General features: G+C 58.4%; 24 protein-coding genes and 1 pseudogene. 13 read left to right on the top strand and 12 right to left on the bottom strand.

Features of this window, described 5'->3' with window-relative positions; translation table 11 throughout:
• Positions 1-171: 171 nt before the first annotated feature.
• The 5 genes from AC2FNN_RS11925 to AC2FNN_RS11945 form a co-directional block, all read right to left on the bottom strand.
• Positions 172-795 carry an OmpA family protein gene (locus AC2FNN_RS11925; RefSeq protein WP_496758801.1) on the bottom strand — a complete coding sequence of 208 codons (624 nt, stop codon included), beginning with the start codon at positions 793-795 and terminating at the stop codon, positions 172-174.
• Positions 796-812: 17 nt separating this feature from the next.
• Entirely contained in the window at positions 813-2,186 is a 1,374-nt protein-coding gene (locus AC2FNN_RS11930) for a type II and III secretion system protein family protein (RefSeq protein ID WP_496758802.1), read from the bottom strand.
• A gap of 195 nt (positions 2,187-2,381) precedes the next feature.
• Complete coding sequence (gene cpaB, locus AC2FNN_RS11935; RefSeq protein ID WP_496758803.1) at positions 2,382-3,260, bottom strand: Flp pilus assembly protein CpaB; 879 nt, start codon at positions 3,258-3,260, stop codon at positions 2,382-2,384.
• 292 nt (positions 3,261-3,552) lie between these two features.
• A complete protein-coding gene (locus tag AC2FNN_RS11940) occupies positions 3,553-3,792 on the bottom strand; it encodes a hypothetical protein (protein WP_224857494.1) in 240 nt (79 codons plus the stop codon).
• A 311-nt stretch (positions 3,793-4,103) separates the two neighbouring features.
• Entirely contained in the window at positions 4,104-4,334 is a 231-nt protein-coding gene (locus AC2FNN_RS11945; RefSeq protein WP_496758804.1) for a Flp family type IVb pilin, read from the bottom strand.
• Positions 4,335-4,687: 353 nt separating this feature from the next.
• Between AC2FNN_RS11945 and AC2FNN_RS11950 the strand changes: the two genes are divergently transcribed.
• Positions 4,688-5,554 carry a lytic transglycosylase domain-containing protein gene (locus AC2FNN_RS11950; RefSeq protein WP_496758805.1) on the top strand — a complete coding sequence of 289 codons (867 nt, stop codon included), beginning with the start codon at positions 4,688-4,690 and terminating at the stop codon, positions 5,552-5,554.
• A 38-nt stretch (positions 5,555-5,592) separates the two neighbouring features.
• On the opposite strand, the gene AC2FNN_RS11955 is transcribed toward AC2FNN_RS11950, so the two are convergent.
• Both AC2FNN_RS11955 and AC2FNN_RS11960 read right to left on the bottom strand, forming a co-directional pair.
• Positions 5,593-6,219, bottom strand: coding sequence for a CoA transferase subunit B (locus AC2FNN_RS11955; protein WP_152457252.1), 627 nt, complete (start codon positions 6,217-6,219; stop codon positions 5,593-5,595).
• Positions 6,219-6,923 carry a CoA transferase subunit A gene (locus AC2FNN_RS11960; RefSeq protein ID WP_171636867.1) on the bottom strand — a complete coding sequence of 235 codons (705 nt, stop codon included), beginning with the start codon at positions 6,921-6,923 and terminating at the stop codon, positions 6,219-6,221. Before AC2FNN_RS11960 ends, AC2FNN_RS11955 begins: the two co-directional genes overlap by 1 nt.
• 163 nt (positions 6,924-7,086) lie before the next feature.
• Here AC2FNN_RS11960 and AC2FNN_RS11965 point away from each other — a divergent pair, with 163 nt between their 5' ends.
• A complete protein-coding gene (locus AC2FNN_RS11965) occupies positions 7,087-7,464 on the top strand; it encodes a hypothetical protein (RefSeq protein ID WP_496758806.1) in 378 nt (125 codons plus the stop codon).
• A 73-nt stretch (positions 7,465-7,537) separates the two neighbouring features.
• Here AC2FNN_RS11965 and topA read toward each other — a convergent pair whose 3' ends face one another.
• From topA to tldD, 3 genes are all read right to left on the bottom strand, one after another.
• Positions 7,538-10,165 carry a type I DNA topoisomerase gene (topA, locus tag AC2FNN_RS11970; protein ID WP_496758807.1) on the bottom strand — a complete coding sequence of 876 codons (2,628 nt, stop codon included), beginning with the start codon at positions 10,163-10,165 and terminating at the stop codon, positions 7,538-7,540.
• Between the two features lie 168 nt (positions 10,166-10,333).
• On the bottom strand, positions 10,334-11,458 hold the full coding sequence (gene dprA, locus AC2FNN_RS11975; protein WP_496758808.1) for a DNA-processing protein DprA: 1,125 nt from the start codon (positions 11,456-11,458) through the stop codon (positions 10,334-10,336).
• A gap of 238 nt (positions 11,459-11,696) precedes the next feature.
• Positions 11,697-13,118, bottom strand: coding sequence for a metalloprotease TldD (gene tldD / locus AC2FNN_RS11980; protein ID WP_496758809.1), 1,422 nt, complete (start codon positions 13,116-13,118; stop codon positions 11,697-11,699).
• Between the two features lie 176 nt (positions 13,119-13,294).
• On the opposite strand from tldD, the gene coxB reads away from it, so the two are divergent.
• The 11 genes from coxB to AC2FNN_RS12035 all read left to right on the top strand — a co-directional run bounded on the left by coxB (position 13,295) and on the right by AC2FNN_RS12035 (position 23,254).
• Positions 13,295-14,206, top strand: a complete 912-nt coding sequence (gene coxB, locus AC2FNN_RS11985; protein WP_496758810.1) for a cytochrome c oxidase subunit II — start codon at positions 13,295-13,297, stop codon at positions 14,204-14,206.
• A gap of 88 nt (positions 14,207-14,294) precedes the next feature.
• Complete coding sequence (gene cyoE, locus AC2FNN_RS11990) at positions 14,295-15,245, top strand: heme o synthase (RefSeq protein ID WP_496758811.1); 951 nt, start codon at positions 14,295-14,297, stop codon at positions 15,243-15,245.
• Positions 15,242-15,403 (top strand): cytochrome c oxidase system small membrane protein, encoded by a 162-nt coding sequence (locus AC2FNN_RS11995; protein ID WP_162896804.1) that lies wholly within the window; start codon positions 15,242-15,244, stop codon positions 15,401-15,403. The genes cyoE and AC2FNN_RS11995 overlap by 4 nt, the downstream gene beginning before the upstream one ends.
• Positions 15,403-15,978, top strand: coding sequence for a cytochrome c oxidase assembly protein (locus AC2FNN_RS12000; protein ID WP_496758812.1), 576 nt, complete (start codon positions 15,403-15,405; stop codon positions 15,976-15,978). The genes AC2FNN_RS11995 and AC2FNN_RS12000 overlap by 1 nt, the downstream gene beginning before the upstream one ends.
• A 22-nt stretch (positions 15,979-16,000) precedes the next feature.
• Positions 16,001-16,816: a cytochrome c oxidase subunit 3 gene (locus AC2FNN_RS12005; protein WP_496758813.1), complete on the top strand. Its 816-nt coding sequence runs from the start codon at positions 16,001-16,003 to the stop codon at positions 16,814-16,816.
• Between the two features lie 157 nt (positions 16,817-16,973).
• Positions 16,974-17,651, top strand: a complete 678-nt coding sequence (locus AC2FNN_RS12010) for an SURF1 family protein (protein WP_496758814.1) — start codon at positions 16,974-16,976, stop codon at positions 17,649-17,651.
• Entirely contained in the window at positions 17,648-19,036 is a 1,389-nt protein-coding gene (gene thrC, locus AC2FNN_RS12015) for a threonine synthase (protein ID WP_496758815.1), read from the top strand. The genes AC2FNN_RS12010 and thrC overlap by 4 nt, the downstream gene beginning before the upstream one ends.
• The gene (locus AC2FNN_RS12020) at positions 19,033-20,295 is read left to right on the top strand and encodes a M16 family metallopeptidase (RefSeq protein ID WP_496758816.1); all 1,263 of its coding nucleotides are present in this window, start codon (positions 19,033-19,035) and stop codon (positions 20,293-20,295) included. Before thrC ends, AC2FNN_RS12020 begins: the two co-directional genes overlap by 4 nt.
• Positions 20,295-20,879, top strand: coding sequence for a GNAT family N-acetyltransferase (locus AC2FNN_RS12025; RefSeq protein WP_117869702.1), 585 nt, complete (start codon positions 20,295-20,297; stop codon positions 20,877-20,879). Before AC2FNN_RS12020 ends, AC2FNN_RS12025 begins: the two co-directional genes overlap by 1 nt.
• A gap of 102 nt (positions 20,880-20,981) precedes the next feature.
• Positions 20,982-21,800, top strand: a complete 819-nt coding sequence (locus tag AC2FNN_RS12030; RefSeq protein WP_496758817.1) for an MBL fold metallo-hydrolase — start codon at positions 20,982-20,984, stop codon at positions 21,798-21,800.
• 38 nt (positions 21,801-21,838) lie between these two features.
• The gene (locus AC2FNN_RS12035; protein WP_496758818.1) at positions 21,839-23,254 is read left to right on the top strand and encodes an FAD-binding oxidoreductase; all 1,416 of its coding nucleotides are present in this window, start codon (positions 21,839-21,841) and stop codon (positions 23,252-23,254) included.
• 36 nt (positions 23,255-23,290) lie between these two features.
• Here the strand turns inward: AC2FNN_RS12035 and AC2FNN_RS12040 are convergent, their stop codons facing one another.
• Together AC2FNN_RS12040 and AC2FNN_RS12045 are read right to left on the bottom strand one after the other, a co-directional pair.
• The gene (locus tag AC2FNN_RS12040; protein WP_496758819.1) at positions 23,291-23,773 is read right to left on the bottom strand and encodes a fasciclin domain-containing protein; all 483 of its coding nucleotides are present in this window, start codon (positions 23,771-23,773) and stop codon (positions 23,291-23,293) included.
• Positions 23,774-23,943: 170 nt separating this feature from the next.
• A pseudogene (locus AC2FNN_RS12045) lies at positions 23,944-24,057 on the bottom strand (adenine phosphoribosyltransferase); the annotation flags it as partial.

Genomic DNA, 24,057 nt, shown 5'->3' on the forward strand with positions numbered 1-24,057 from the left:
CCAGATTGATGTGCTGTCGCCCCAATACGGTCAAATTTGGCCGCAGGTCACCCTATTGTTCACAATGTTGCTTTGAAGTTGGGCAAGAATTGGGCGCAAAAGAACCAATTGTAGGGAAATGGGCGACGATGCCGCCCATTTCAAACGTATTATCCACCGCTGCCAGCGGCACTAGTTGGCCGCATCTGTTGTTGATGCATCCTCAATCACGGTCTTCCACGTCGCACTTTCAACGTATTCGCGATAGATGATGTTCGCGTATTTACCGTCGAGCAGTTGCGGGTGACGGTCAACAAAACCAGAAACTTCCGTTACCGTCCGGCGGTTGCGGCGATCCCGATTCGGTGTCGCGATCAACGGCTGCGTTTTTCCAAAGGATACAACGGCTTCAAGACGTGAACGCGAGATGCCTTGCCGTTCAAGGAACGCGACGACGGCCTGTGCGCGGCGTAGCCCTAGGCTCTTGTTGTAGCTGGTCGACCCAACGGCATCCGTATGTCCATAAACCCGGAACCTGGCTTCGGGGAACTGTTTGATCCAGTCAGCCTGCTGCAACAGTATGCTTTGCGCTGATGCGTCCAGTTGCGAACTGTTGAAAGCAAAGTTCACTTGGCTGGGCACATCCGCGGCAAATCTGCGACCGAGAATTTGAGCATAGGTCAACTCGCCGTTTTGAACCTGGATATTGTTCAATGTCGCGTTTCCAAAGGTTCCGGCATCGATCTCGTATCCGACCTCGCGCGTACATGCGGCAACGGCGACCGTAAGACCCAGTGTGATGATCCACTTCTGCATTGGTCCTATCCTCCTGATCAATCTAGGACGTAGCCGTACGAGCTGCCGAAGCTCTGTTTGGCAACCTCTGACGCTCCGCCGGCACCCGCGCGCTGCGTGCGCGCCACCCGACCATTCGCGAACAGGTCGAATTCGCTGGGCGGTTTGACCCGATCGGTTGGAAGCGCAAGAGTTTCGCCCCGAGTCGGTGACACCAGATGCGCCGTGATGATGATGACAAGTTCACTTTGTTCACGCTGGTAATCAGCGCTGCGGAACAAGGCCCCCAGAACCGGCACATCTCCCAGCCACGGCACTTGGTTGACCTGGTCCACAAAGTTGTCCTGAAGCAGTCCGGCGATGGCAAAGCTTTCCCCGTCGCGCAGTTCAATTGTGGTCTTGGCTTCCCGCACGATAAAGCTGGGAACGGTGTCTCCATTGATCGTGAAGTTCGTGCTGGTGTCGATGCTCGAAACCGAGGTGCCCATTTCCAGATTGATCAGGTCGCCGTCGACAACCCGCGGAATGAAGTTCATATTCACACCGAAGGGTTTGTACTCGATTGCCACGACACCGTCGTCTTGCGGCACCGGAATCGGAACCTCACCACCAGCCAGAAACGTTGCTTCCTGACCGGACAGGGCTGAAAGGTTCGGTTCGGCAAGGTTGCGAACAAGGCCCTTCGACTCGAGGGCTTGCAGAAGCAAGTTGACTTGTGCCGATCCGACCCCGAAGCCAAACAACAAGACACCATTTTCCACGGTGACAGGGGGAACAAGGTTCTGCGGATTGAAACCACCGACAAAATCAGTGCCCGCAACTGAAAGCGTTGAAGAAAGCTCTTTAGCGACCGAGCGGTTCATCTCGGCAAAGCGAACTTTCAGCATGACCTGCTGGACGCCACCGACCGACATCAGATTCGAGACGCGCTCGGGGGCATACCGTTCAGCCAGTTCCAGCGCGCGCGCCAGTTTGGCCGAGCTGGAGATCGTACCGGACAAAACAATGCCATCATTTGCTGTGCGAACCTCGATGGGTTCGTTGGGCAGGATCTGACGCAGACGTTCCTTGAATTCCGTGACATCTGGTGCGACCCGGACGCGGACATTGGCCAAAAGATTGCCCGCGCCGTCAAACAGTGTCAGCGTGGTCAGGCCCGGGGCCTTGCCCAGAACATAGATTGTGCGCTCGGACAACGATGAGATGTCTGCAATGCCGGCATTGGCAATGCTGAGCTCTGCGAAAGGTTGTTCGCTTTCTACGACAATTGCGCGGTTCATCGGGACGTCCAGTGTTTCCACGGTCCCTTTTTTCACCACGCGCAAAGTTTCGGCCCAGGCGGTGTCGCCAATTGGGCCCATAACAAGCGACAACCCCAGCAGGGTTGCGCTGATCCAGGTACGTATTGTCATGTGACCTGCCTCTCCGATCACGCCTCGTTTTTTTGGGTCTTATGCCCTATGGGAGGAGAGACTGCGTGAAATCCGAATTTATTGCAATAATCAATGGTTTCCGTTAGCTTCCTTATGTGGGGAATTGGCAACAATCGCAAAAAAATGAGCCGCACCAAGGGCGCGGCTCTGAACCTGTAACGTTCTGAATTGTCGTCAATTTGTGCAGGGGATAGGCACATTTACGATTTCGCCACCGCGGCGGATGCGCGTTGTGCATACCTTTTCCGCCTTTGCCTCTGGTTCCGGGGCGGCTTCTTGAATTCCCAGCAGCTTGCGCTGATCCACCTCAATCGTGGAGGCAACGGATTCATCCTGTACCCCAACCAAAGCCAGGGAAAGACGCCCGGTGTTCTGGGCCTGTGCCAGCGCGGCGACCTGTTCCGGTGTGGCCGCAACTGTAACTGTACGTGCAATGGTTGTGTTGGTGACGTCTGAACCAGCGGTCTGGTCGACTGCAATGAGCTGCACGTTGGTTTCGATCAGGCGGGTAATTCCGCCGCTGTTCCCTTCGACCGTTCCACTGGAACCGGTCCAATAAATGTCGACACTGTCGCCGGGCCGCAGGAATCCGGAAACGCCCGAGGCCACGTCAACGCTGATTGCGAAGGCGCGCATACCTTTTTCCAGACGTGACGTCAGCCCGGCTTTTTCGCCCGGACGAGTGATCTTGACCTCCATGATCGCTTCGTCTTTTTCCATTGCCCTCAAAACGAAACGTTCATTTGCGCCGCTTTCGGGGAACAGGGCCGTGAGCTCGGTGAATGTACCTTCGGGAATCGCGTTTTCCGGCCAGTCAACAGCGCGGATATCTTCCTCTGTCAATGGCTCGCCGTATTTCAGAGCGCGATTCGACACAAAGACAGTGACAGTCGGAACAACATCAACTTTGGCATTGGCCAGGGCCTCTTCCGCAGCAAGTCTTTGGCGTGCCAGCTCGTTTTGGTAGGCCGCGATATAGTTTCGCGCCATGTAGACGGCGCCCCCGGCCAGTGCAACGCCGACAATCAGGACAAGTCCGAAAACTGCTCGCATGCGTGTACCTCATTCTTTTGTTTGGTCGAATACTTAGCGGCCAAGGAACCACATTGAAACAGCCTATTTGCTAACCGCAAATTGTGTCGAAATGTGGGACAAAAATGCCTGATCGTCAGATTTCTGCGTCTTCTTCCGCACAATTCCGCATGGTTGATGTGGCCTTTTCCCACGATAGCCAACGGACCGAGCGCAACAAAACAACGCTGCACCCACCGGGCACAGCGCTTTGCTTCGAAAGGGTTAAGCAAGACGTTTTTGGAAACCAGTCAGAGCGTGCGCCAGCCGCACCTTAGTTTCCGCCGCCGGCTGTTCCTGCCGTGATAATACCAGACGGCGCAGTGTTGGAGCCGGTGCTGACGACGGCGCTGTTCATGGCCCCGTTGATATTGCCGCCCATGCTGTTGACGCTTGAGCTGATGACAAGGTAGGTCGCGCCCGACAATCCTATGACCACGGCGGTCAACACCACCCAGTCAACTGTCACCGCTCCTGCTTCGTCAGTTTTGAACTGATTAAGGAACCTTAACATGTGCTTATCTCCAAATACGTCTCGTCAGTGCCAATAACAGGCTGACCTGTAACTGGTTCGCATGGATGGCGAAAGTTAGGCTAAATATTGATTTCGTAGGGAAATTTGGAAACCCTGGCAGGTTTTGCACGTTGGTTGAGTTGATCGGGGCAGAAAAACACAGCCATTACAGCAAAACGCCCTGATCGTCGCGATTGGCTTCGGAACTTGAGCGCAAGCAGGCTCCAGCGAACTTGGGATGGAGCAGTTTCAGATCATAAAAAAGGCCGCGCCCGATGAGCGCGGCCTTGGAAATTCTCTAGGTCAGCAACTTATTGGCTTTTGCCTTCGCCGGTGATACCACCTGTCGCGGTGTTGCTGCCGGTGCTCAGCGATGCGGCGTTCAGCGCTTCGTTTACGCCGGTTGCCAGGCCAGTGGCGCCACCCGAGATCTGCTGATATGCAACGGCGGCCAGGCCGATGACTGCTGCGGTCAGAACAACCCAGTCAACAGTTACTGCGCCGTCTTCATCTTTGCGGAAGTTCTTGATGAACTTGATCATGTTACGTCCCTCCTAAAGGATCAAAAAGAGTTTAACAAACCTCGGCGTCTTTCAGAGCTTTCTCTCTCAGTCCGCTCATGTCCGTCTCGGTATGGGACTATGTTTGACCGTTGGGCGTGGCAGGAATTGGGCCAAACACCGATTTTTTTTCGTACGGCTTAACTTTTTGGTTATAAATTTTATAACTACATGAAAATAAACGGTAAAAAAATCACCGCGATTGAATCGAAGGCCCTTTAGCGATGCAAAATTGCGCCAAATGAGGCGAAACTGCCCCAATTCGCTTTGTTTTTCTGGCCTTGCGGGAAGATTCGGGGTTCAAATCGCCTAAAAAGAAAACACGAGGCAGGCAAATGAATCTCCGGAACGCACTTCAATGCGCCGGCGTGCTGGCGTTTCTGATATCGGGTACTGCATCCGTAAATGCGACCGAGACGGAACCGCGCGGCGTATACAAGCGCGTCAAAGCCCCAAAACCCGGTGAACGTCCGCGTGTGACCGTGCAGATCACACCGGAAGAACACGCAGCCAACCCTTCAGCGCCCAGCACGGGCACTGAACTGGTGGTGCCGGAAATCATCGCGCGTACCAAAGTCGCTCCGCTTCCGGCGCCGGGTGCGGAGGTCAAACGAGACCCCAATGGATCGTACAAGGCTTTCTGGAACCGGATTTCACCGCACATTGATGAAGGTGGGGCCGGGCGGCTTGACGCGGCGATCAACGCCCTGGCCGCAACCAACGTAAGATCACCGCGATTGCAATCGCTGCAAGATATCGCAAAGGAACGCGGGATAGATATCCTCCGTTCCACTGTGGGAACCAATGTTTCACCTGCGCTGGTGCTTGCGGTCATCTCGGTGGAATCGGCCGGGCGTACAGACGCGGTCAGTTCCGCAGGCGCGCAGGGGCTTATGCAGTTGATGCCCGCGACAGCGGCCAGATTCGGGGTGAAGGACAGCCTTAAGCCCTCTGAGAACATTGCGGGCGGTGTAAAATACCTCAACTGGCTGATGGAAGAGTTCGGGAATGATCCAATACTTGTATTGGCTGGATACAACGCGGGTGAGGGGGCCGTACGCAAACACAGCGGCGTGCCGCCCTATGCTGAAACCCGGGATTACGTGCCAAAAGTCCTCGCCGCGTTCCAGATCGCGCGGGCCCTGTGCACGACGCCGCCGGATTTGATCTCTGATGGCTGTGTTTTTCAGACTTCCAACTAAAAAGGCCCGCCGTGATCCGGCGGGCCTTTTGCAACTGATCAGGAAACGATTGTCGCTTCCGTTGCGGCGCGCAGCTCATCTTCGCTGACACCTTCCGCCAGTTCGACGATTTTCAGACCGCCTTCGACCACATCCAGCACACCCAGGTTGGTGATGATGCGATCAACGACGCCCTTTCCGGTCAGTGGCAGGGTGCATTCCTTCAGGACCTTGCTGTCGCCATGCTTGTTGGTGTGATCCATCACGACAATCACTCGGCCGACGCCTGCGACCAGGTCCATCGCGCCGCCCATCCCCTTCACCAGCTTGCCGGGGATCATCCAGTTTGCCAGATCGCCTTTCTCATCCACTTCCATGGCGCCCAGAATCGCCGCAGCGATCTTGCCGCCGCGGATCATGGCGAAGGACGTCGCACTGTCGAAATAGGCCGTGCGGGACAGTTCGGTGATCGTCTGCTTGCCCGCATTGATAAGGTCCGGGTCTTCTTCGCCCTCAAAGGGGAAGGGGCCCATGCCCAGCATGCCGTTTTCCGATTGCAGCGTGATGTCCTTGTCACCCACATAGTTTGCCACCAGCGTCGGGATCCCGATGCCCAGGTTCACATACATGCCGTCTTCCAGTTCCTCTGCCGCGCGTGCGGCCATCTGATTGCGGTCCCAGGGCATTATGCTTCCTCCTTCTTGCGGGTGGTGCGCTGTTCGATGCGTTTTTCGTGTTCGCCCTGAATGATGCGATGCACATAGATACCGGGCAGGTGGATGCAGTCGGGGTCCAGCGAACCACGCGGAACGATCTCTTCCACTTCGGCCACGCAGATCTTGCCGCAGGTCGCGGCAGGAACGTTGAAATTACGGGCGGTCTTGCGGAAAACCAGATTGCCGGTGTCGTCAGCCTTCCAGGCTTTGACGATGGCCAGATCGGCAAAAATGCCTTCTTCCAGTATGTAGGTCTCGCCGTTGAAGTCCTTGTGCTCTTTCCCTTCGGCGATCACGGTGCCGACGCCGGTCTTGGTGTAAAAGCCGGGGATGCCCGCGCCGCCAGCGCGCATACGCTCGGCCAGAGTGCCTTGCGGGTTGAACTCCAGCTCCAACTCGCCGCTCAGGTACTGGCGCATGAATTCGGCGTTTTCGCCGACATACGAGCTGATCATCTTTTTGACCTGCTTGGTCTGCAACAGGATGCCGATTCCGAAATCGTCCACACCGGCATTGTTCGACGCAAAGCTCAGGTCCTTGACGCCCGATTCCCTGATGGCCTCAAGCAACAATTCCGGAATGCCGCACAGGCCAAACCCGCCTGCGGCAATCAGCATGCCATCCGACAGCAGCCCATCGAGCGCCTCGGTGGCATTGGCATAGACTTTCTTCATGGAAAACTCCCCCAATGACATGGTGATGGGCTGGTTGTGCCGTCGCGTCACGGGGAAGTCAATGAAACCAAGGGGTAGGTGGTATTTCTACCAATAGAATGAGTTGTTGCAATGAAACAGGCGATTCAGCATAAGCGCTGTACCGTTATAGGAGATTGAAAACATGGAACGAATTTGGGTCGGAGCAGCCGCAGGTATTGCGCTTTTGGCTATGTCAGCCTGTGAGCCTGATCAGGCGGCGGTACTTCAGCTCGATGATAACAAGATCAAAGTTGTTGGTACCGGATATTCTGAGAAGTCTTCACTTGAATCTGCAATTTCAACCGCCAACGCACGGTGCGCACAGCAGGGCAAAGAGGCCTTCGTTCTGGCCAGCGATACCGGCTATCAGGGGGTGGACAAGAATGCAGCCCTGATCATCGATGTCCTGACGGCTGCTGCCCAGAACTCAGGCAGCGCACCCGGCTACTATCCTAGCTCAAGCAGCTCGGAAGACTGGCAGACGACGCTCGAAGTGCGGTGCGGCCCACAGCCCAAGTAACACGCTGACAGCCCCCCGCAGTATCGAAACGGCGATTGTGGGGGGCCTTTTTCAGCCCCGACCATCTTTCAGCCTAGGTTGTTGCTTTCTTGGTGGTTGCTTTCTTTTTAGACGTGGACTTTTTCTTGGTGCCTTTTTTGGCTGCGCGCTCGTTGACAAGCTCGATGGCCATTTCCTGCGTCACGTCCTCGGGTTTGATGTCCTTGGGGATCGTCGCGTTGACCTTTTCCCATTTCACATAAGGCCCATAGCGCCCGTCCAGAACCTGCATCGCGCCGCCATCGGGATGCTCACCCAACTCCTTCAGAGGTTTCGCCGCGGCCCGCCGTCCACGGCCCGGGTTGGCGCGTTTTTCAGCCAGCATCTCGACCGCCCGGTTCATGCCGATCTCGAACACATCGTTCGGATCCTTGAGGTTGGCATAGACCGGCTTTGCCTCCTCCGGCAGCTGATGCATCAGGTAAGGCCCGAACCTCCCGAAATTCGCACTGATCATGCCGCCTTCGGGGTGTTCGCCGATCTGACGGGGCAGGGACAGAAGCGTCAGTGCCTTTTCCAGGTCTATGTCATCCTTGCTCCACCCGCGGGGAAGGGAAGCGCGCGGGGGCTTTTTGTTCTCGGGCGTGGGTTCGCCCCGCTGAACGTAAGGACCAAAGCGGCCGGATTTCAGCCAGATCTCATCCCCGGCATCTTCGCCCAGCAACCTTTCGTCACCTTCCGCCCCTTCACCGGCAATCGGGCGCGTATAGGTACATTCGGGATAGTTTCCGCATCCGACGAACCCACCCGTACGAGAGGTCTTCAGATGCAACTGACCGGTGCCGCATTTCGGGCAGATACGCGGATCGGACCCATCCTCGCGCGGCGGGTACAGCTGCGGAGCCAGAGCTTCGTCGAGCTTGTCCAACACTTCCGAAATCCGCAGTTCGGACGTCTCGCCAATCGCGGCTGAAAAATCACGCCAGAACTTGCCCAGCAGATCCTTGTAGTCACGGTCCCCGGCGCTGACGTCATCCAGTTGCTCTTCCAGATTCGCGGTGAACTCGTAGCCAACATACTGGCGGAAGAAGTTCAGCAGGAAGATGGTGACGATCCGGCCCTTTTCCTCGGGGATCAGCCGGTTCTTGTCCTTGCGGACATATTCCCGGTCCTGGATCGTCGTTACGATCGAGGCATAGGTTGATGGGCGTCCGATCCCCAGCTCTTCCATCCGTTTGACCAAAGTGGCTTCGGTATAGCGCGGGGGAGGTTGGGTGTGGTGTTGAAGGGCCAGAACGGATTCGTTCTCGGACAGGATTGCCTCTTTCGCGATCTTGTCGCCGCTGTCGCTGGTCGCCTTGGCAAACTGATCCTTCAGAGAGGTTTTGGCAAAACGGGCCGGATCGCCCTGCGTGATCTGTGGCAGACGCTTTTCATCTTCGTCCGCGACGTCATCCCGGCCTTCTTCGTACACCCGCATGAACCCATCGAACATTACGACCTGGCCCGTGGCGCGAAGACCGACCTGACCGTCGTCGCTGCCGATCTCGACGGTGGTGCGCTCCAGACGTGCGGCAGCCATCTGACAGGCGATGGTGCGTTTCCAGATCAGATCATAAAGCTTGCGCTGATCCTCGTCTGTCACTTTCAGCGCCTTGGCGTCGCGCGACATATCCGTCGGTCGGATACACTCGTGCGCTTCCTGCGCGTTCTTGGCCTTGTTCTTGTAGATGCGCGGGCTGTCCGGCACATATTCAGCACCGTAGCGATCCGTGATGGCGTCGCGGGTTGCGGCCACGGCTTCGGGCGCCATGTCGATCCCGTCGGTCCGCATATAAGTAATGTATCCGGCTTCATAAAGCCGCTGCGCAACTTGCATTGCATGACGCGCGCCCATGCCGAATTTGCGGCTGGCCTCCTGTTGCAGGGTCGATGTCATGAACGGCGCGCTGGGGTTGCGGGCGGCGGGTTTGGCCTCGACCGATGTCACGCTCAGCGCGCGGCTGGTGATGGCCTGAACCGCCAGTTCGGCCTGTGTCGCATTGGCCAGATCGTGCTTGTCCAGCTTCTTGCCGGCCAGCGTGACCAGACGCGCCTCATAGGTCTGCCCGCGCGGTGTCTCGAACAGCGCCCGAACCGACCAGTATTCCACCGGCTTGAATGCCTCGATTTCCATCTCGCGCTCGACGATCAGGCGCAGACAGACGGATTGCACGCGACCCGCCGATTTCGCGCCCGGCAGTTTGCGCCACAAAACCGGAGACAGGTTGAACCCCACCAGATAATCCAGCGCGCGGCGGGCCAGATAGGCTTCGACCAACGGCATATCGACCTGACGCGGGTTCTGCATCGCCTCGGTCACGGCGTCCTTGGTGATGGCGTTGAAGGTCACGCGGCTGACGGGCGTATCCTTCTTGATCGAGCGGCGTTTGGTCAACGCCTCCTGTAAGTGCCAGCTGATTGCCTCGCCCTCGCGGTCGGGGTCGGTGGCGAGGATCAGCGCATTGTCTTCTTTCAACGCGTCGGCAATGGCCTTGACATGCTTGCGGCTGTCGTTCCCGACCTCCCATTTCATCGAGAAGTCATGTTCGGGATCGACCGATCCATCCTTTGGCGGCAGGTCCCGCACATGGCCGTAAGAGGCCAGAACCGTGTAGTCGGGGCCCAGGTATTTATTGATTGTTTTTGCTTTGGCCGGAGATTCTACAACAACTACGGGCATTTAAGGGGAAACCTCGCTCGACGAATTTGACGCCTTCTATGGTGGTGCAAAATGTGTGGGGCAAGCAGGAATTGTCAATGCGTTCCTTTCGTCGATGGAAAAGCGCCGTGATTTCAGTGCGCTACCACAGATCTTCAGAAACCGGGCACGCCGGAACGAGGGGTTCGATCAACTTGCCAGCGACAGCAGACCTCCGGGCTGACGCTGGATTCGCCCATCAAGTTCAAGGTCGATCAGCGCCGGTCCAAGCTCACCGGCCGAGGCCGCGATATCCCGCAGCAATTGATCTTCGGCGATGGGCGAGGGGCCAAGCCGCGCGATGATTTGCTCGTGCAGGTCTCTTGCAGGGCGCGCGATTGGTTCCGAGGGCGGTTCGATTGGCCGGGAAAACAGGTCGTCCTGCCGCGGCAAGGCTTCAATAACGTCATCAGCGGATCGGACAAGTGTGGCGCCATCACGAATCAACAGATTGCAACCGGCGGCCCGCGCGTCGAACGGGTGGCCGGGAACGGCCAGAACCTCGCGCCCCTGATCCAGTGCGTCCCGTGCCGTGATCAGACTGCCGGACTTGGCGGCAGCCTCGACGACGACAACCGCCTGCGCAAGCCCCGAAATGATCCGATTTCGGCGTGGAAAGTGCCGGGCCTGGGGTGTCACGCCCATCGGCTGTTCCGAAATCCGCAAGCCGCTGGACGCGATGTCATGGGCCAGTTCCGTGTTTTCGGCGGGATAGATCACATCAACGCCACCGGCCATGACTGCCACCGTGCCGGTCTCCAGCGCGGCCATATGTGCGGCTGTATCGATTCCTCGCGCAAGGCCAGAGACGATTACGTGCCCCTTGCTGCCCAGTTCGGTGGCCAGGCTACGTGCCATCCGTGCGCCGAGCGAGGAACAGTTTCGCGCGCCAACCATCGCAATCGCTGATTTTTGCAGCAGCGAAACGTCCCCGATCGCCCAAAGCAGCGGCGGGGCTTCGTTCAGTTCAACCAGGGTCGCGGGGAATTCAGCGGACCCAAGGCACAAAAGCCGCGCTTTAGCGGCTTTTGCGGCCCTGAGTTCCGCCTCGATCACGCCGGGGGGGCAGGTTTCATACCCTTTTATACCGGCGGCGCGTGCCATTTCAGGCAGCGCGGCCAGCGCGTTCTGCGCTGAGCCATGTTCGCGAAGCAGCCGACGAAATGTCGCCGGACCGACCTTGCGAGAACGCAACAGACGAAGCCACGAGAACCGGTCCTCTTCCGTGGTGGGTGGGAGTGGGGGGTGATTGGAAGAAAGCTGCTCTTCGGTCATCCGTTGCTCCGCCTTGTTGCAGAACTGGTTTACGGGACAGGCAGTTAACAGCTTGTGAATCGTTGAAAATTAGAACTGATTTTTTGCAATTCTATCAGGAGAAAGCATGGAACATATTGATAATAAACAAAACAAATAATGTTCAGTCAGAAAGGGCGCTTTGGCCAGAAAAGGCGATCTTCGCGAAAAAAGAGGCGCTGGGTTAACCCTGCGCCTCTTGGACTGTGCCGCGTCCGACTCAGGCGGCCGAGCCGCCGACAGTCAGCCCGTCCATCAAGACGGTCGGCTGGCCAACACCCACCGGCACCCATTGCCCGTCCTTGCCACAGGTTCCCATGCCCGGGTCCAGCGCCATATCGTTGCCCAGCCCGCGGATGCGCTTCAAGGCCGATGGCCCGTCACCGATCAGCGTGGCGCCCTTGACCGGCGCGCCGATTTTGCCGTTTTCGACACGATACGCCTCGGTGCACGAGAAAACGAACTTGCCATTGGTGATGTCCACCTGACCGCCTCCGAACCCAACGGCCCAGATGCCGTTCTTGATATCAGCCACCAGAGCCTGCGGGTCGGCTTCGCCACCCAGCATGATTGTATTCGTCATGCGCGGCATGGGTTTATGCGCATAGCTCTGCCGCCGCCCGTTGCCCGTAGGAGCAACCCCCATCAGCCGCGCATTCTGGCGGTCCTGCATGTAGCCGGTCAATATACCGTCTTCGATCAGCACCGTGCGTGCGCTGGGCGTGCCCTCATCATCCACGGTGATCGAACCGCGACGGTCGGCAATCGTGCCGTCATCCACCACGGTCACACCTTTCGAAGCAATCTGCTGCCCCATCAACCCGGCAAAGGCCGAGCTGCCCTTGCGGTTGAAGTCGCCTTCCAGGCCGTGGCCGATGGCCTCGTGCAGCAGGATGCCCGGCCACCCGGGGCCAAGCGCGACTTCCATGACACCGGCCGGTGCAGGAACTGCGTCCAGGTTGACCAATGCGATACGCAAGGCTTCGCGTGCCTTGGCCTGCCAGTCGGCGGGGTCGATCAACCCGCTCAGGCCAACCCGGCCGCCGCCACCGGCCGATCCGCTTTCGCGGCGTCCGTTCTGTTCGACAATGACCGACACGTTCACGCGGGTCATGGGGCGCACGTCGCGGACCATCACACCATCGGGGCGCAGAATCTCGACCTCTTGCACGGCTGCCGCGATCGTGGCGCTGACCTGAACCACACGCGGGTCCAGATCGCGGGCGAAGGCGTCGATCTCACGCAATGCCTCGATCTTGACCGGGAACGCGGCAGAATCAATCGGGTCTTCGTCCGTATAGAGACGCGTATTGGTGGAGCGCGGAGCATCCGCCAAGACCCCGCCGCCATCCCCTACAGCCAGTCTTGCCGTTTCTGCCGCCCGTTTCAGAGCAGGAATCGAGACGTCTGTGGAATGCGCATATCCAGCCACTTCACCTTGTACGGCACGCAGCCCGAATCCTTCCGACGCATCGTAAGACGCGGTGCGCAGACGTCCGTCATCGAACACGAGAGACTCGGATTTTCGCCGCTCGACAAACAGCTCTCCGTCCTCGGCCCCGTCCGTGGCCGAGCGCAAAATGGCAAGCGCTTCGTCATGCGGAAGAGCGCTTTCAAACGGGCGAAACGGGGCGTCGGACATGGGTTGGGACCTTTCGGGTTTGATCCAGATCAAAAATAGCGTCTGTTTGACGCAAGCATTTTGCTTTATCTACCCGACGGAATATGGTTTTTAACGCGGCCAAAGACAACGGGAGAGGTGCGACCGATTCACACCTTTTCGCTAGGGACGCAAAGATCAAACGATCAGGACAGAACATGAAGAATGCTTTGATGCTTTCAGGGTTTATGACAGCCCTCTCCAGCCTTCCAGCCATGGCTCAGGAGCTTGAGATTATTGGCAAGCCGGTTGACGGCGGTATGGGCTTTCAGCCCGCGGCCACCAGTCTTGCCTCAGGACTTCAGCGTCTGGACGGCATGATTCTGGTGATCATCACCGTCATCTGTCTGCTGGTAGCCGGTCTTCTGGTCTACTGCATCGTGCGGTACAACCAGCGTGTGAACCCCCAGCCGGCACGTTTTTCGCACTATACCCCGGTTGAGATTGCCTGGACCCTTGGCCCCATCCTGATTCTGGTCTTCATCGGTGCGTTTTCGTTGCCGGTTCTGTTCAAACAGCAGGAAATTCCGGAAGGCGACATCACCATCAAAGTCGTCGGCAACCAGTGGTACTGGACCTATGAATATGTCGATCACGATTTTGCATTCGACAGCTACCTGCTGGGCCATCCGGCCACTCTGGACGAGGGCGCGCGCCCGGCCGACGCGGATGTGACTCCGTTTGTTCTGGATGATGCCATGCGCGCCAAGCTGGCAGATGCGGGTTACAGCGAAGACGAATGGCTGCTGGCCACCGACACTGCCGTTGTAGTTCCGGTTGGCAAGGTTGTCGTGATGCAGGTTACCGCATCTGACGTGATCCACTCCTGGACTATCCCGTCCTTCGGCGTGAAGCAGGATGGCGTGCCCGGGCGTCTGGCGGAACTGTGGTTCGAGGCCGAGAAGGAAGGCATCTATTTCGGTCAGTGTTCGGAACTCTGCGGCAAAGACCACGCCTATATGCCGATCACCGTCAAAGTCGTCAGCCAGGAAGCGTATGACCAGTGGCTGCAAGGCGCGATCGAAGAATATGCGGGTCTGCCGCAAAGCTATCAGGTTGCTTCGAACTGAGCACACTGAGGGCGGGTTTATGCCCGCCTGACACGAAATGCAGGCTGTGCGGGCTGACCGCGCAGCTTTCGCCCCAAAAGGACCCGAGATGACCGACGCAAGCATCAATGCCAGCACAGCGACCGCCCACGCGGACGAGGCCAGCTTTGGCGATTACTTCGCCCTGCTGAAGCCGCGCGTGATGTCTCTGGTCGTGTTCACGGCGCTGGTCGGTTTGCTGGCGGCCCCGGTTCCGGTCCATCCCTTTGTCGGGTTCTGCGCCATTCTGTTCATCGCCATCGGTGGCGGCGCATCGGGTGCGCTGAACATGTGGTGGGATGCGGATATCGACAAGGTGATGAAACGTACCAAAGGTCGTCCGATCCCGTCAGGCAAGGTGGAAGAGGGTGAGGCGATGGCCATCGGTCTGACCCTTTCGGGCCTGTCGGTGATCATGCTGGGTCTTGCGACCAACTGGTTCGCGGGTGCGTTTCTGGGCTTCACAATCTTTTTCTACGTCGTTGTCTACACAATGTGGCTGAAGCGCTCGACGCCGCAGAACATCGTAATCGGTGGTGCGGCAGGCGCTTTCCCTCCGGTGATCGGCTGGGTGGCTGCAACCGGGTCCATGACGGTTGAGCCGTGGCTGATGTTTGCCCTGACCTTCATGTGGACACCGCCGCATTTCTGGGCTCTGGCCCTGTTCATGCGCTCGGACTATGACGATGCGGGCGTACCCATGCTGACCGTGACACACGGCCGCCGAGCAACGCGTGTACACATTCTCGTCTATACGGCTCTGCTGGCGATACTGGCGGTGGGAACCGCGTTCTCTGGCATCGGTGGTCCCATCTATCTGGCCGTGGCTCTGGTGTTGAACGCGTTGTTCCTGCGCGGCGCCTGGCAAATTTCACGTCGGACCGAGGATGACTCGGAGGCCGACAACTTCAAGGTCGAACGCAGCTTTTTCAAGCTTTCGCTGCTCTACCTCTTCCTGCATTTCGGCGCTATTCTGGCCGAAGCCTTGCTGAAGACCTATGGTTTGGGAGGATGGTCATGAGTCTGCGCAAAAGCCATGAACTGCATCAGCGCCGGTTCAGCCGCAATCTGGGCGTTGGACTGACGCTGGCTGCCTTTATCGTGATTATCTTTGGCCTGACGATCGTCAAGGTCTCGGGCACTGATTTCAACATGGCCACGCAGGAGGTCCAGAACTGATGGCGCTGTCTGGTCCTCAGAAAACGGTCGCTCAAACCGTGGGTGTGGTTGTCCTGATGGGCAGCCTGGCCTGGGCTTCGGTTCCGTTCTACGACTGGTTCTGCCGCGTCACCGGATTTGGCGGTGCAACCGGTGTGGCCGAAGCCGCCCCCGAAGACATTCTGGACCGCACGGTCACCGTACGGTTTGATGCATCCAAGGCCAAGGACATGGCCTGGGAATTCAAACCGGTCGTTCGCGAGATGGAAATGCGCATCGGCGAGACCGGGCTGGCGTTCTATGAGGCCTACAACCCAACCGACCGCCCAATCGCGGGTCAGGCCTCATACAATGTGGCACCCTATTCGGCAGGCGGGTATTTTCAAAAGATTGCCTGTTTCTGCTTTGAAGAACAGGTGCTGCAACCCGGCGAACGCGTAGAGATGCCGGTGACCTTCTTCGTCGACCCGGAAATTGTCGACGACCCCGAAGCTCAGTATGTTCATACGATCACTCTGTCGTATACATTCTACGAAATCGACCTGCCCGAGGGCTATGCCGCCCTTGAAGCGCAGGCAGAAACAAACACGAACTAACGCCTGTAGGTGAGGGACGCTGATGGCACACGCTAAAAACCATGATTATCACATTCTGGCCCCGTCGATCTGGCCTCTGATCGGAGCTGTCGGCGGCTTTGTGATGTTGTTCGGAGCCGTCCTTTGGATGCATGGCATCACGCCGTGGATGTTCTGGGCCGGTCTGGTCGCAGTTCTCTATACCATGTTTGCATGGTGGTCCGAAGTTGTTGTCGAAAGCCGCCAGGGGGATCACACCCCTGTCGTTCGCATCGGTCTGCGTTACGGTTTCATCCTGTTTGTCATGTCCGAGGTGATGTTCTTCTTTGCGTGGTTCTGGTCGTTCTTCAAACATCGCATGTACCCGATGTACGACTATGCCGGCACCGAATACATCCAGCCGGACATCCACGCTGTTGACCCGTTCCACCTGCCGCTGATCAACACGCTGGTCCTGCTGCTGTCGGGCTGCGCGATCACCTGGGCGCACCACGCGCTGGTTCATGACAACGACCGCAAGGCGCTGATCAACGGTCTGGCCATCGGCATCGTGCTGGGCATCGCCTTCACCGCGCTGCAAGGGTTTGAGTATTACGAACTGCTGGCTCATGAGGGCTGGAAGTTCGGCGACGATCAGTTCTATTCGAACTTCTTCATGGCGACGGGTTTCCATGGCTTCCACGTCATCATCGGCACCATTTTCCTGTCGGTCTGCCTGATCCGGGCCCTCAAAGGCGACTTCACACCCGAAAAGCATGTCGGGTTTGAAGCGGCGGCCTGGTACTGGCACTTCGTTGACGTTGTCTGGCTGTTCCTGTTTTTCGCGGTCTACATCTGGGGACAGGCCCCGTTGATGTAAGCCCGATCAGCTGATCCAATTGCAAAAGCCGCCCTTGAGGGGCGGCTTTTTCTCTGTTCCGGGCGCAAGATTGCGCCCCATACAATTGCGTGGTTGCAATTTGGCCCACACGCCCCTTAACAAGACGCCGGTTCCTGAAACGAGGTTCGATCCTGCCATGCGCCGCATTCTGTTCCTGCTGATCTTCGGCCTCGCCGGTCTGGGCGTGCTGCTGTCGCTGGGCATTTGGCAGGTGCAACGTCTGGCATGGAAGCAGGGTGTACTGGCTGAAATTGAAAGCCGGATTTCTGCGGAGCCGGTTGGTTTGCCAAATACGATCTCACCGGATGCCGACAAGTACCTGCCGGTCACGATCACCGGCGATATGGAACCGGGCGAGATCCACGTTCTGGTCTCGGTCAAGCAGGTCGGGGCAGGGTACCGCATCATTCAGTCTTTCAGCACCGAGGATCGGACGATACTGGTTGACCGCGGCTTTGTACCCGTGACGGCCAAGCAGGACGAGCGCCTATATGGTCCGATGGAGATCACCGGCAACCTGCACTGGCCGGATGAGATCGACAGCTATACGCCCGAGCCCGATATCGACGACAATATCTGGTTTGCTCGCGACGTTCCGAACCTGGCCGCTGCCTTGGGGGCCGAGCCGGTGTTGCTGATCGCGCGGTCGCAGACCGATCCGGGCATCACCCCTTTGCCGGTCGACACGGCGGGGATTCCGAATGATCACCTGCAATATGCAATCACCTGGTTTGGTCTGGCCCTGGTTTGGGCCGCGATGACTGGGTACTTCCTGTGGCGCAGCCGCGCCCCTTCTGAGAGTGACGCGACATGAAATACATCTCGACCCGTGGGCAGGCGCCCGAACTGAGTTTTGAAGAGGCGATGCTGACCGGATTGGCCCGCGATGGTGGTCTGTATCTGCCCGCCGAGATCCCGGTGATGAGCCATGACGAGATCGCGGCGCTTGCTGGTCTGCCCTATGAAGACATCGCATTCCGTGTGATGTGGCCATATGTCAGCGGCTCATTCGCCGAGGATCAATTCAAGGCGATCATCGCCCGCGCTTACGAGGGCTTTGGCCATGATGCCCGCGCACCCTTGAAGCAGTTGAACGAGAACCACTTCCTGCTGGAACTGTTTCATGGGCCCACGCTGGCCTTCAAGGACTTTGCCATGCAGCTGATCGGTCAGTTGTTCCAGGTGGCGCTGAAGCGTCGCGGTGACCGTGTGACCATCGTCGGCGCGACCAGCGGTGACACCGGCTCGGCCGCGATCGAGGCGTTCCGGGGGCTGGACGCGGTGGATGTGTTCATCCTGTTCCCGCATGGCCGCGTGTCCGAGGTGCAGCGTCGCCAGATGACGACGCCTGCGGACAGCAATGTGCATGCCTTGGCCGTGGATGGCGATTTCGACGATTGTCAGGCCGCGCTGAAGGACATGTTCAACGATTTCGACTTCCGCGACGGCGTGAAACTGGCGGGTGTGAACTCGATCAACTTTGCCCGCGTCTTGGCGCAGATCGTCTATTACTTCTCGGCTGCCGTCAGCCTTGGTGCGCCGCATCGCAAGGTTAGCTTCACAGTGCCAACCGGCAACTTTGGCGACATCTTCGCTGGCTATCTGGCCAAGCGTATGGGGTTGCCGATTGATCGCCTTGTGGTGGCGACCAACCAGAACGACATTCTGCATCGCTGCCTCTCGGGTGAGGGGTATTTCAAGGGCGAGACTATCCCCTCGATCAGCCCGTCGATGGACATTCAGGTCAGCTCGAATTTCGAACGTGCGCTCTATTATGCTTATGGCGAAGACGGCGGGGCCATCGCACAATTGATGGATGAGCTGAAACAGGGTGGCTTCAATATCAGCCAGGGCGCGATGGAAGCGCTGCGCGAGACTTTCGACTCGGGCCGGGTGTCCGAAGACGAAACGCTGGCGACGATCAGGCATACGCTTGCCCACAGCGCGGAACTGGTCTGCCCCCACACTGCGGTCGGGATCAAGGTCGGCGAAGACCACCGTGCCACCGATACCCCGATGATCACCTTGGCCACTGCGCATCCCGCCAAGTTCCCCGCCGCGGTCGAGAAGGCGAGCGACGTGCATCCGCCTCTTCCATCCCGCATGTCTGATCTGTATGAACGTCCGGAACGGGTCACCCGGATCGCCAACGATCTGGGCGCCATCGAGGATCATATCAAAGGGCACATCGCCGAGTGACTGTCAGACAAGACCAACTGAAGAACGGCTTTCGTATCGTCAGTGAACACATGCCGGGGCTGCAATCTGCGGCCATCGGCATCTGGGTGACCGCCGGTGGGCGGCATGAGCGGATCGAACAGAACGGCATCGCGCATTTCCTTGAACATATGGCGTTCAAGGGAACCGAGCGTCGTTCGGCGCTGCAAATCGCCGAGGCGATCGAGGATGTGGGTGGGTATATCAACGCCTATACCTCGCGCGAGGTGACGGCCTATTACGCGCGCGTTCTGAAAGACGATGTGGCGCTGGCGATGGATGTGATCGGCGACATCGTTCTGAACCCGGTTTTCGACCCGCGCGAAATCGAGGTCGAACGCGGCGTGATCCTGCAGGAGATCGGCCAGGCCTATGACACGCCGGACGATGTAATCTTTGATTGGTTGCAGGAGCAGAGCTATCACGATCAGCCCTTGGGCCGCACCATTCTGGGACCATCCGAACGGGTCAGTGCGTTCTCGCGCGAGGATCTGTCGGGGTTTGTGGCCGAGCATTATGGCCCCGATCAGATGATCCTGTCCGCTGCCGGTGCCGTGGATCACGACATGCTGATGAAACTGGCCGAAGAGATGTTTGGCCATCTGCAATCCCGTAAAGGTCTCATCCCCGAGGTTGCACGCTTTACCGGCGGCGAAGCCCGTCAGGTAAAAGAGCTGGAACAGGCACATTTCGCCCTGGCGCTGGAAAGCCCTGGCTATCGCGACGATGCGATATATACGGCGCAGATCTATTCGACCGCATTGGGCGGTGGCATGTCCTCACGGCTGTTTCAGGAGGTGCGTGAAACACGCGGGCTCTGCTATACGATCTTTGCCCAGACCGGTGCCTATGCGGATACCGGTACGACGACGATCTATGCCGGAACCTCGGCCAATCAGGTGGCCGAACTGGCGACGATCACCATCGATGAGATGAAGCGCGCCGCCGAGGACATGACCACGGAAGAGGTTGCCCGTGCCCGTGCGCAGATGAAAGCCGGGATGTTGATGGGGCTGGAAAGCCCGTCAAACCGGGCCGAACGGTTGGCGCGGCTGGTACAGATCTGGGGGCGGGTCCCGTCTCTGGAAGATACGGTGGCCCGGATTGATGCGGTCAGCACCGAAGATGTGCGCGTATTTGCCGAGCAGATGGCCGTAAACGCGCCTGCCGCTTTGGCGCTGTACGGGCCGGTTTCGGGGGCGCCGACATTGGCCGAACTACAGGAGAGGCGGGCGGCGTGATGCTGTTGGGCAGACGCAAGCTGAAACTCGAGACTGCGCGGCTCAGCCTGCGCCCGCCAGTACATTCGGACTTCAACGATTGGGCTGCGTTGCGGCGCGCCTCGAAAGATTACCTGACGCCTTGGGAACCGATCTGGGCCAAGGACCACCTGAGCCGCAAATCCTTTACCAACCGGGTGTATTGGGCACAACGTTCTGTAGCGGCCGGGACGGCAATTCCGCTTTTTCTGTTTCGCCGCGAGGATGACGTGTTGGTTGGAGCCATCACGCTGGACAACATTCGGCGCGGTCCCGCGCAGGCGGGCACATTGGGGTACTGGACCGGTCAGGCCTTTGCCCGACAAGGGTATATGCGTGAAGCCATCGGCGCGATGGTTCATCATGCCTTTACCCGTTTGGACCTGAGCCGGATCGAAGCCGCCTGCCTGCCGGAAAACCGGGCGTCGCGCGGGTTGCTGGAAAGCTCGGCCTTCAAGTACGAGGGCGTGGCGCAGTCGTATTTGCAAATCAACGGGCGGTGGCGGACGCATGTTCTGTATGCCAGCCTGCGGTCCGATCGGCGCGGAAAAACCGACGCGGGATAGGGGGCGCTGCCACCGTCGCGGCAAGCCGCGCCTCCCCCGGGATATTTGGGGCCAGATGAACAAGGGGCATGACTTGTTGTCGTTCTGCGCTACACTCGGGGTATGCGATGGTTGATTGCGGCATTGATGGTGATTTCGGGCGGGGCCGCTGCACAGGAGCGTCGGCCAAGTCATTGTGTCGCCATTGCCGATGCGGCGCCCGGAATCGAGTATCTGCACAGGGCGGCCTGGCAGGATCCGGTACCGGAATTCTCGGTGCGGATCAGCTATATCGCGCATGCCTCTTTCATGATCCAGACTCGCGGCGGGCTGAATGTAGTGACAGACTTTACCGGGTTCATCGGTAGTGCCGATCTGATTCCCGACGTGGTGACAATGAACCATGCCCACGACACCCATTGGACGGCGCATCCCGACCCGGCCATCCCGCATGTTCTTCCGGGGTGGGGAGAGTTCGGGAAAGGTATCGAGCATCATCTGGATCTGGGGGAGATGCTGGTGCGCAATGTCTCGACCGATATCCGGTCTGTTTATGGTGGCGTCGAAGAGCGCGGCAATTCGATTTTTGTGTTCGAAGTTGAAGGGTTGTGCATAGGTCATCTGGGGCATTTGCATCATGTCCCGTCGGATGAACAGTTTGCTGCGCTTGGGCGACTGGATGTGGTCATGGCTGCCGTTGATGGCGGGACCACCATGCCTCTGCCCGAGATGATTGCGGTTCTGAAACGGCTGAAAAGTTCTGTCATCATTCCGATGCACTGGTTCTCGCAGTTTTCGCTGGATCGCTTCCTGGTGGATATCAGGGATACATTTCCGGTCGAGCGCGACGGGGTGTCGGAGATCACCGTGTCCTTGCGGAACCTTCCGGACCGACCCACGGTTGTGGTGCTTGAGCCGCGCTATCTGATTGATCTTGAATAAGGCTTGCGGCACCCGCATCGCTTGGGCATTGAAGGCGTATGAGTTTGAACCCCGCTGATGACCGTTTTGCCGCGCTGATCCGTTCGAAACTGGGCGACGGGGTGCTGCGCCCCGTAGAAGAACGGTACTTGGAAGAACCGCGCGGACGGTTTTCGGGACAGATCGGTCTGCTGGTCTTGCCGCGCAACACCGAAGAGGTGGCGCTTCTGGTAAGGTCGGCTGCGCACGCACAGGTTCCAATCGTTCCATATGGCGGCGGCACTGGCTTGGTCGGCGGGCAGGTGATGTCGGCGGGGCCCGCGCCGTTGGTGATCTCGTTGGAACGGATGACGGCCATCCGATCTGTCTTTCCGACCGAGAACGTTCTGGTCGCTGAAGCCGGGGCCATTCTTCAAGATGTTCATGCCGCAGCCGAGGCGGTAAACCGGTTGTTTCCTTTGTCATTGGCGGCGCAGGGGTCCTGCCGGATCGGGGGCAACCTGTCGACCAATGCAGGGGGCGTCAACGTTTTGCGGTATGGCAACGCGCGCGACCTGTGCCTGGGGCTTGAGGCAGTGTTGCCCAGTGGCGAGATCTGGCACGGCCTCAGCCGGCTGCGAAAGGACAATACCGGCTATGACCTGCGCAACCTGCTGATCGGGGCCGAGGGAACGCTGGGGATTATCACCGCCGCATCGCTCAAGCTGTTCCCGCGACCCGCCGGTGTCGGGACGGCGGTGTTTCAGGTGGCTTCTCCCGAAGCGGCGATCGAACTGCTTGCTTTGGCGCGGGACAAGGTGGGTGAGGCCGTCAGCACATTTGAGCTGATCCACCGGCAAGGGCTTGATTTCCTGACCGAGGTTTTGCCGGATGTCCGTCAGCCGTTCGCCTCGCCCCCGGAGTGGAGCGTATTGATCGAGCTGGGCCTGGCTGACAGGCAATCACCATTTGCCGCGTTGGAGGCACTCTTTGTTCGCGCTGAAGAACTCGGTCAGGTTCAGGACGGAGTAATCGCCCAAAGTGAAGCGCAGCGGGCCGATTTGTGGGCGGTGCGCGAACGCATTCCCGAAGCCAATCGTCTGATCGGGTCAGTGTCGAGCCATGATATCTCGATTCCGATTTCCAGAATTCCCGATTTCATTTGCGAAGGCAGAGAATTGATTGCGGGCCTGGGGCCCTTCCGGATCAATTGCTTTGGTCATCTTGGTGACGGCAACCTGCATTACAACGTGTTCCCGCCCAAAGGGCGACACCGAGCGGAGTTTGATGATCAAAGAGGCGCGATCAAGCAGGCTGTCCATGATCTGGTTGACGCCTTCGACGGTTCGGTCAGTGCCGAACATGGGGTTGGGCGCCTCAAGACCAGCGATTTGGAACGCTATGGCGATCCAGCCAAGCTGGGCGCGATGCGCGCCATCAAGCGGGCATTGGACCCGCAGGGCATCATGAATCCTGGCGCAGTCCTGAAAGTGTGAACACGGCCCGGGCGTCGGACCGTGCCCAGTTGTTTCCTACGATGCGGGCAGGATCACCTTGTCGATCACATGGATCACGCCGTTCCTGGTTTCGATGTCGGCCTGAACCACGTTGGCGTCATTCACCATCACACCCGAATCCAGATCGATTGTGATATCGCCGCCTTGTACGGTTGCAGCCGTCATGTCATCGCTCAGATCACCTGACATCACTTTGCCTGGCACAACATGGTAGGTCAGAATGGCCACCAGTTGATCCTTGTTTTCGGGCTTCAGCAAGTTTTCGACGGTGCCTTTAGGCAAAGCCGCGAACGCGTCGTCGGTGGGGGCAAACACGGTGAACGGGCCTTCACCTTTGAGTGTATCCACCAGGTCGGCGGCCTGAACTGCCGCGACGAGTGTTTCAAAGCTGCCAGCGGCGACGGCTGTGTCGACAATGTCCTTGCTGTGACCATCGGCGAATGCAGCAGTGCTGAACAGGATCGAGGCGACACCGGCGGCGGCGAATTTGCGGAACATGAGCTTTACTCCCTGGGTTGAAATGCTTCAAGCAGCATCACCCGGGATACGGGACAGCCTGACCACAAGATCACTTGTATTGATCCGTTTTGCGGCTTGATTGACGCGAAAACCGGGCTAAACCTGCCCGGTCTTCGATTTCCAGTCACGTTATTGTGAAAAACTCCTGGTCAGAGTCCTTCGAATTCGCACAGGACATGCACGTCCATGCCCATCTCCTCCAGCACTTTACTGCCGCCAAGCTCGGGCAGGTCAATGATGAAGGCGCACGAGACGATTTCGCC

It is taken from the genome of Ruegeria sp. BHSA118 (assembly GCF_059613405.1).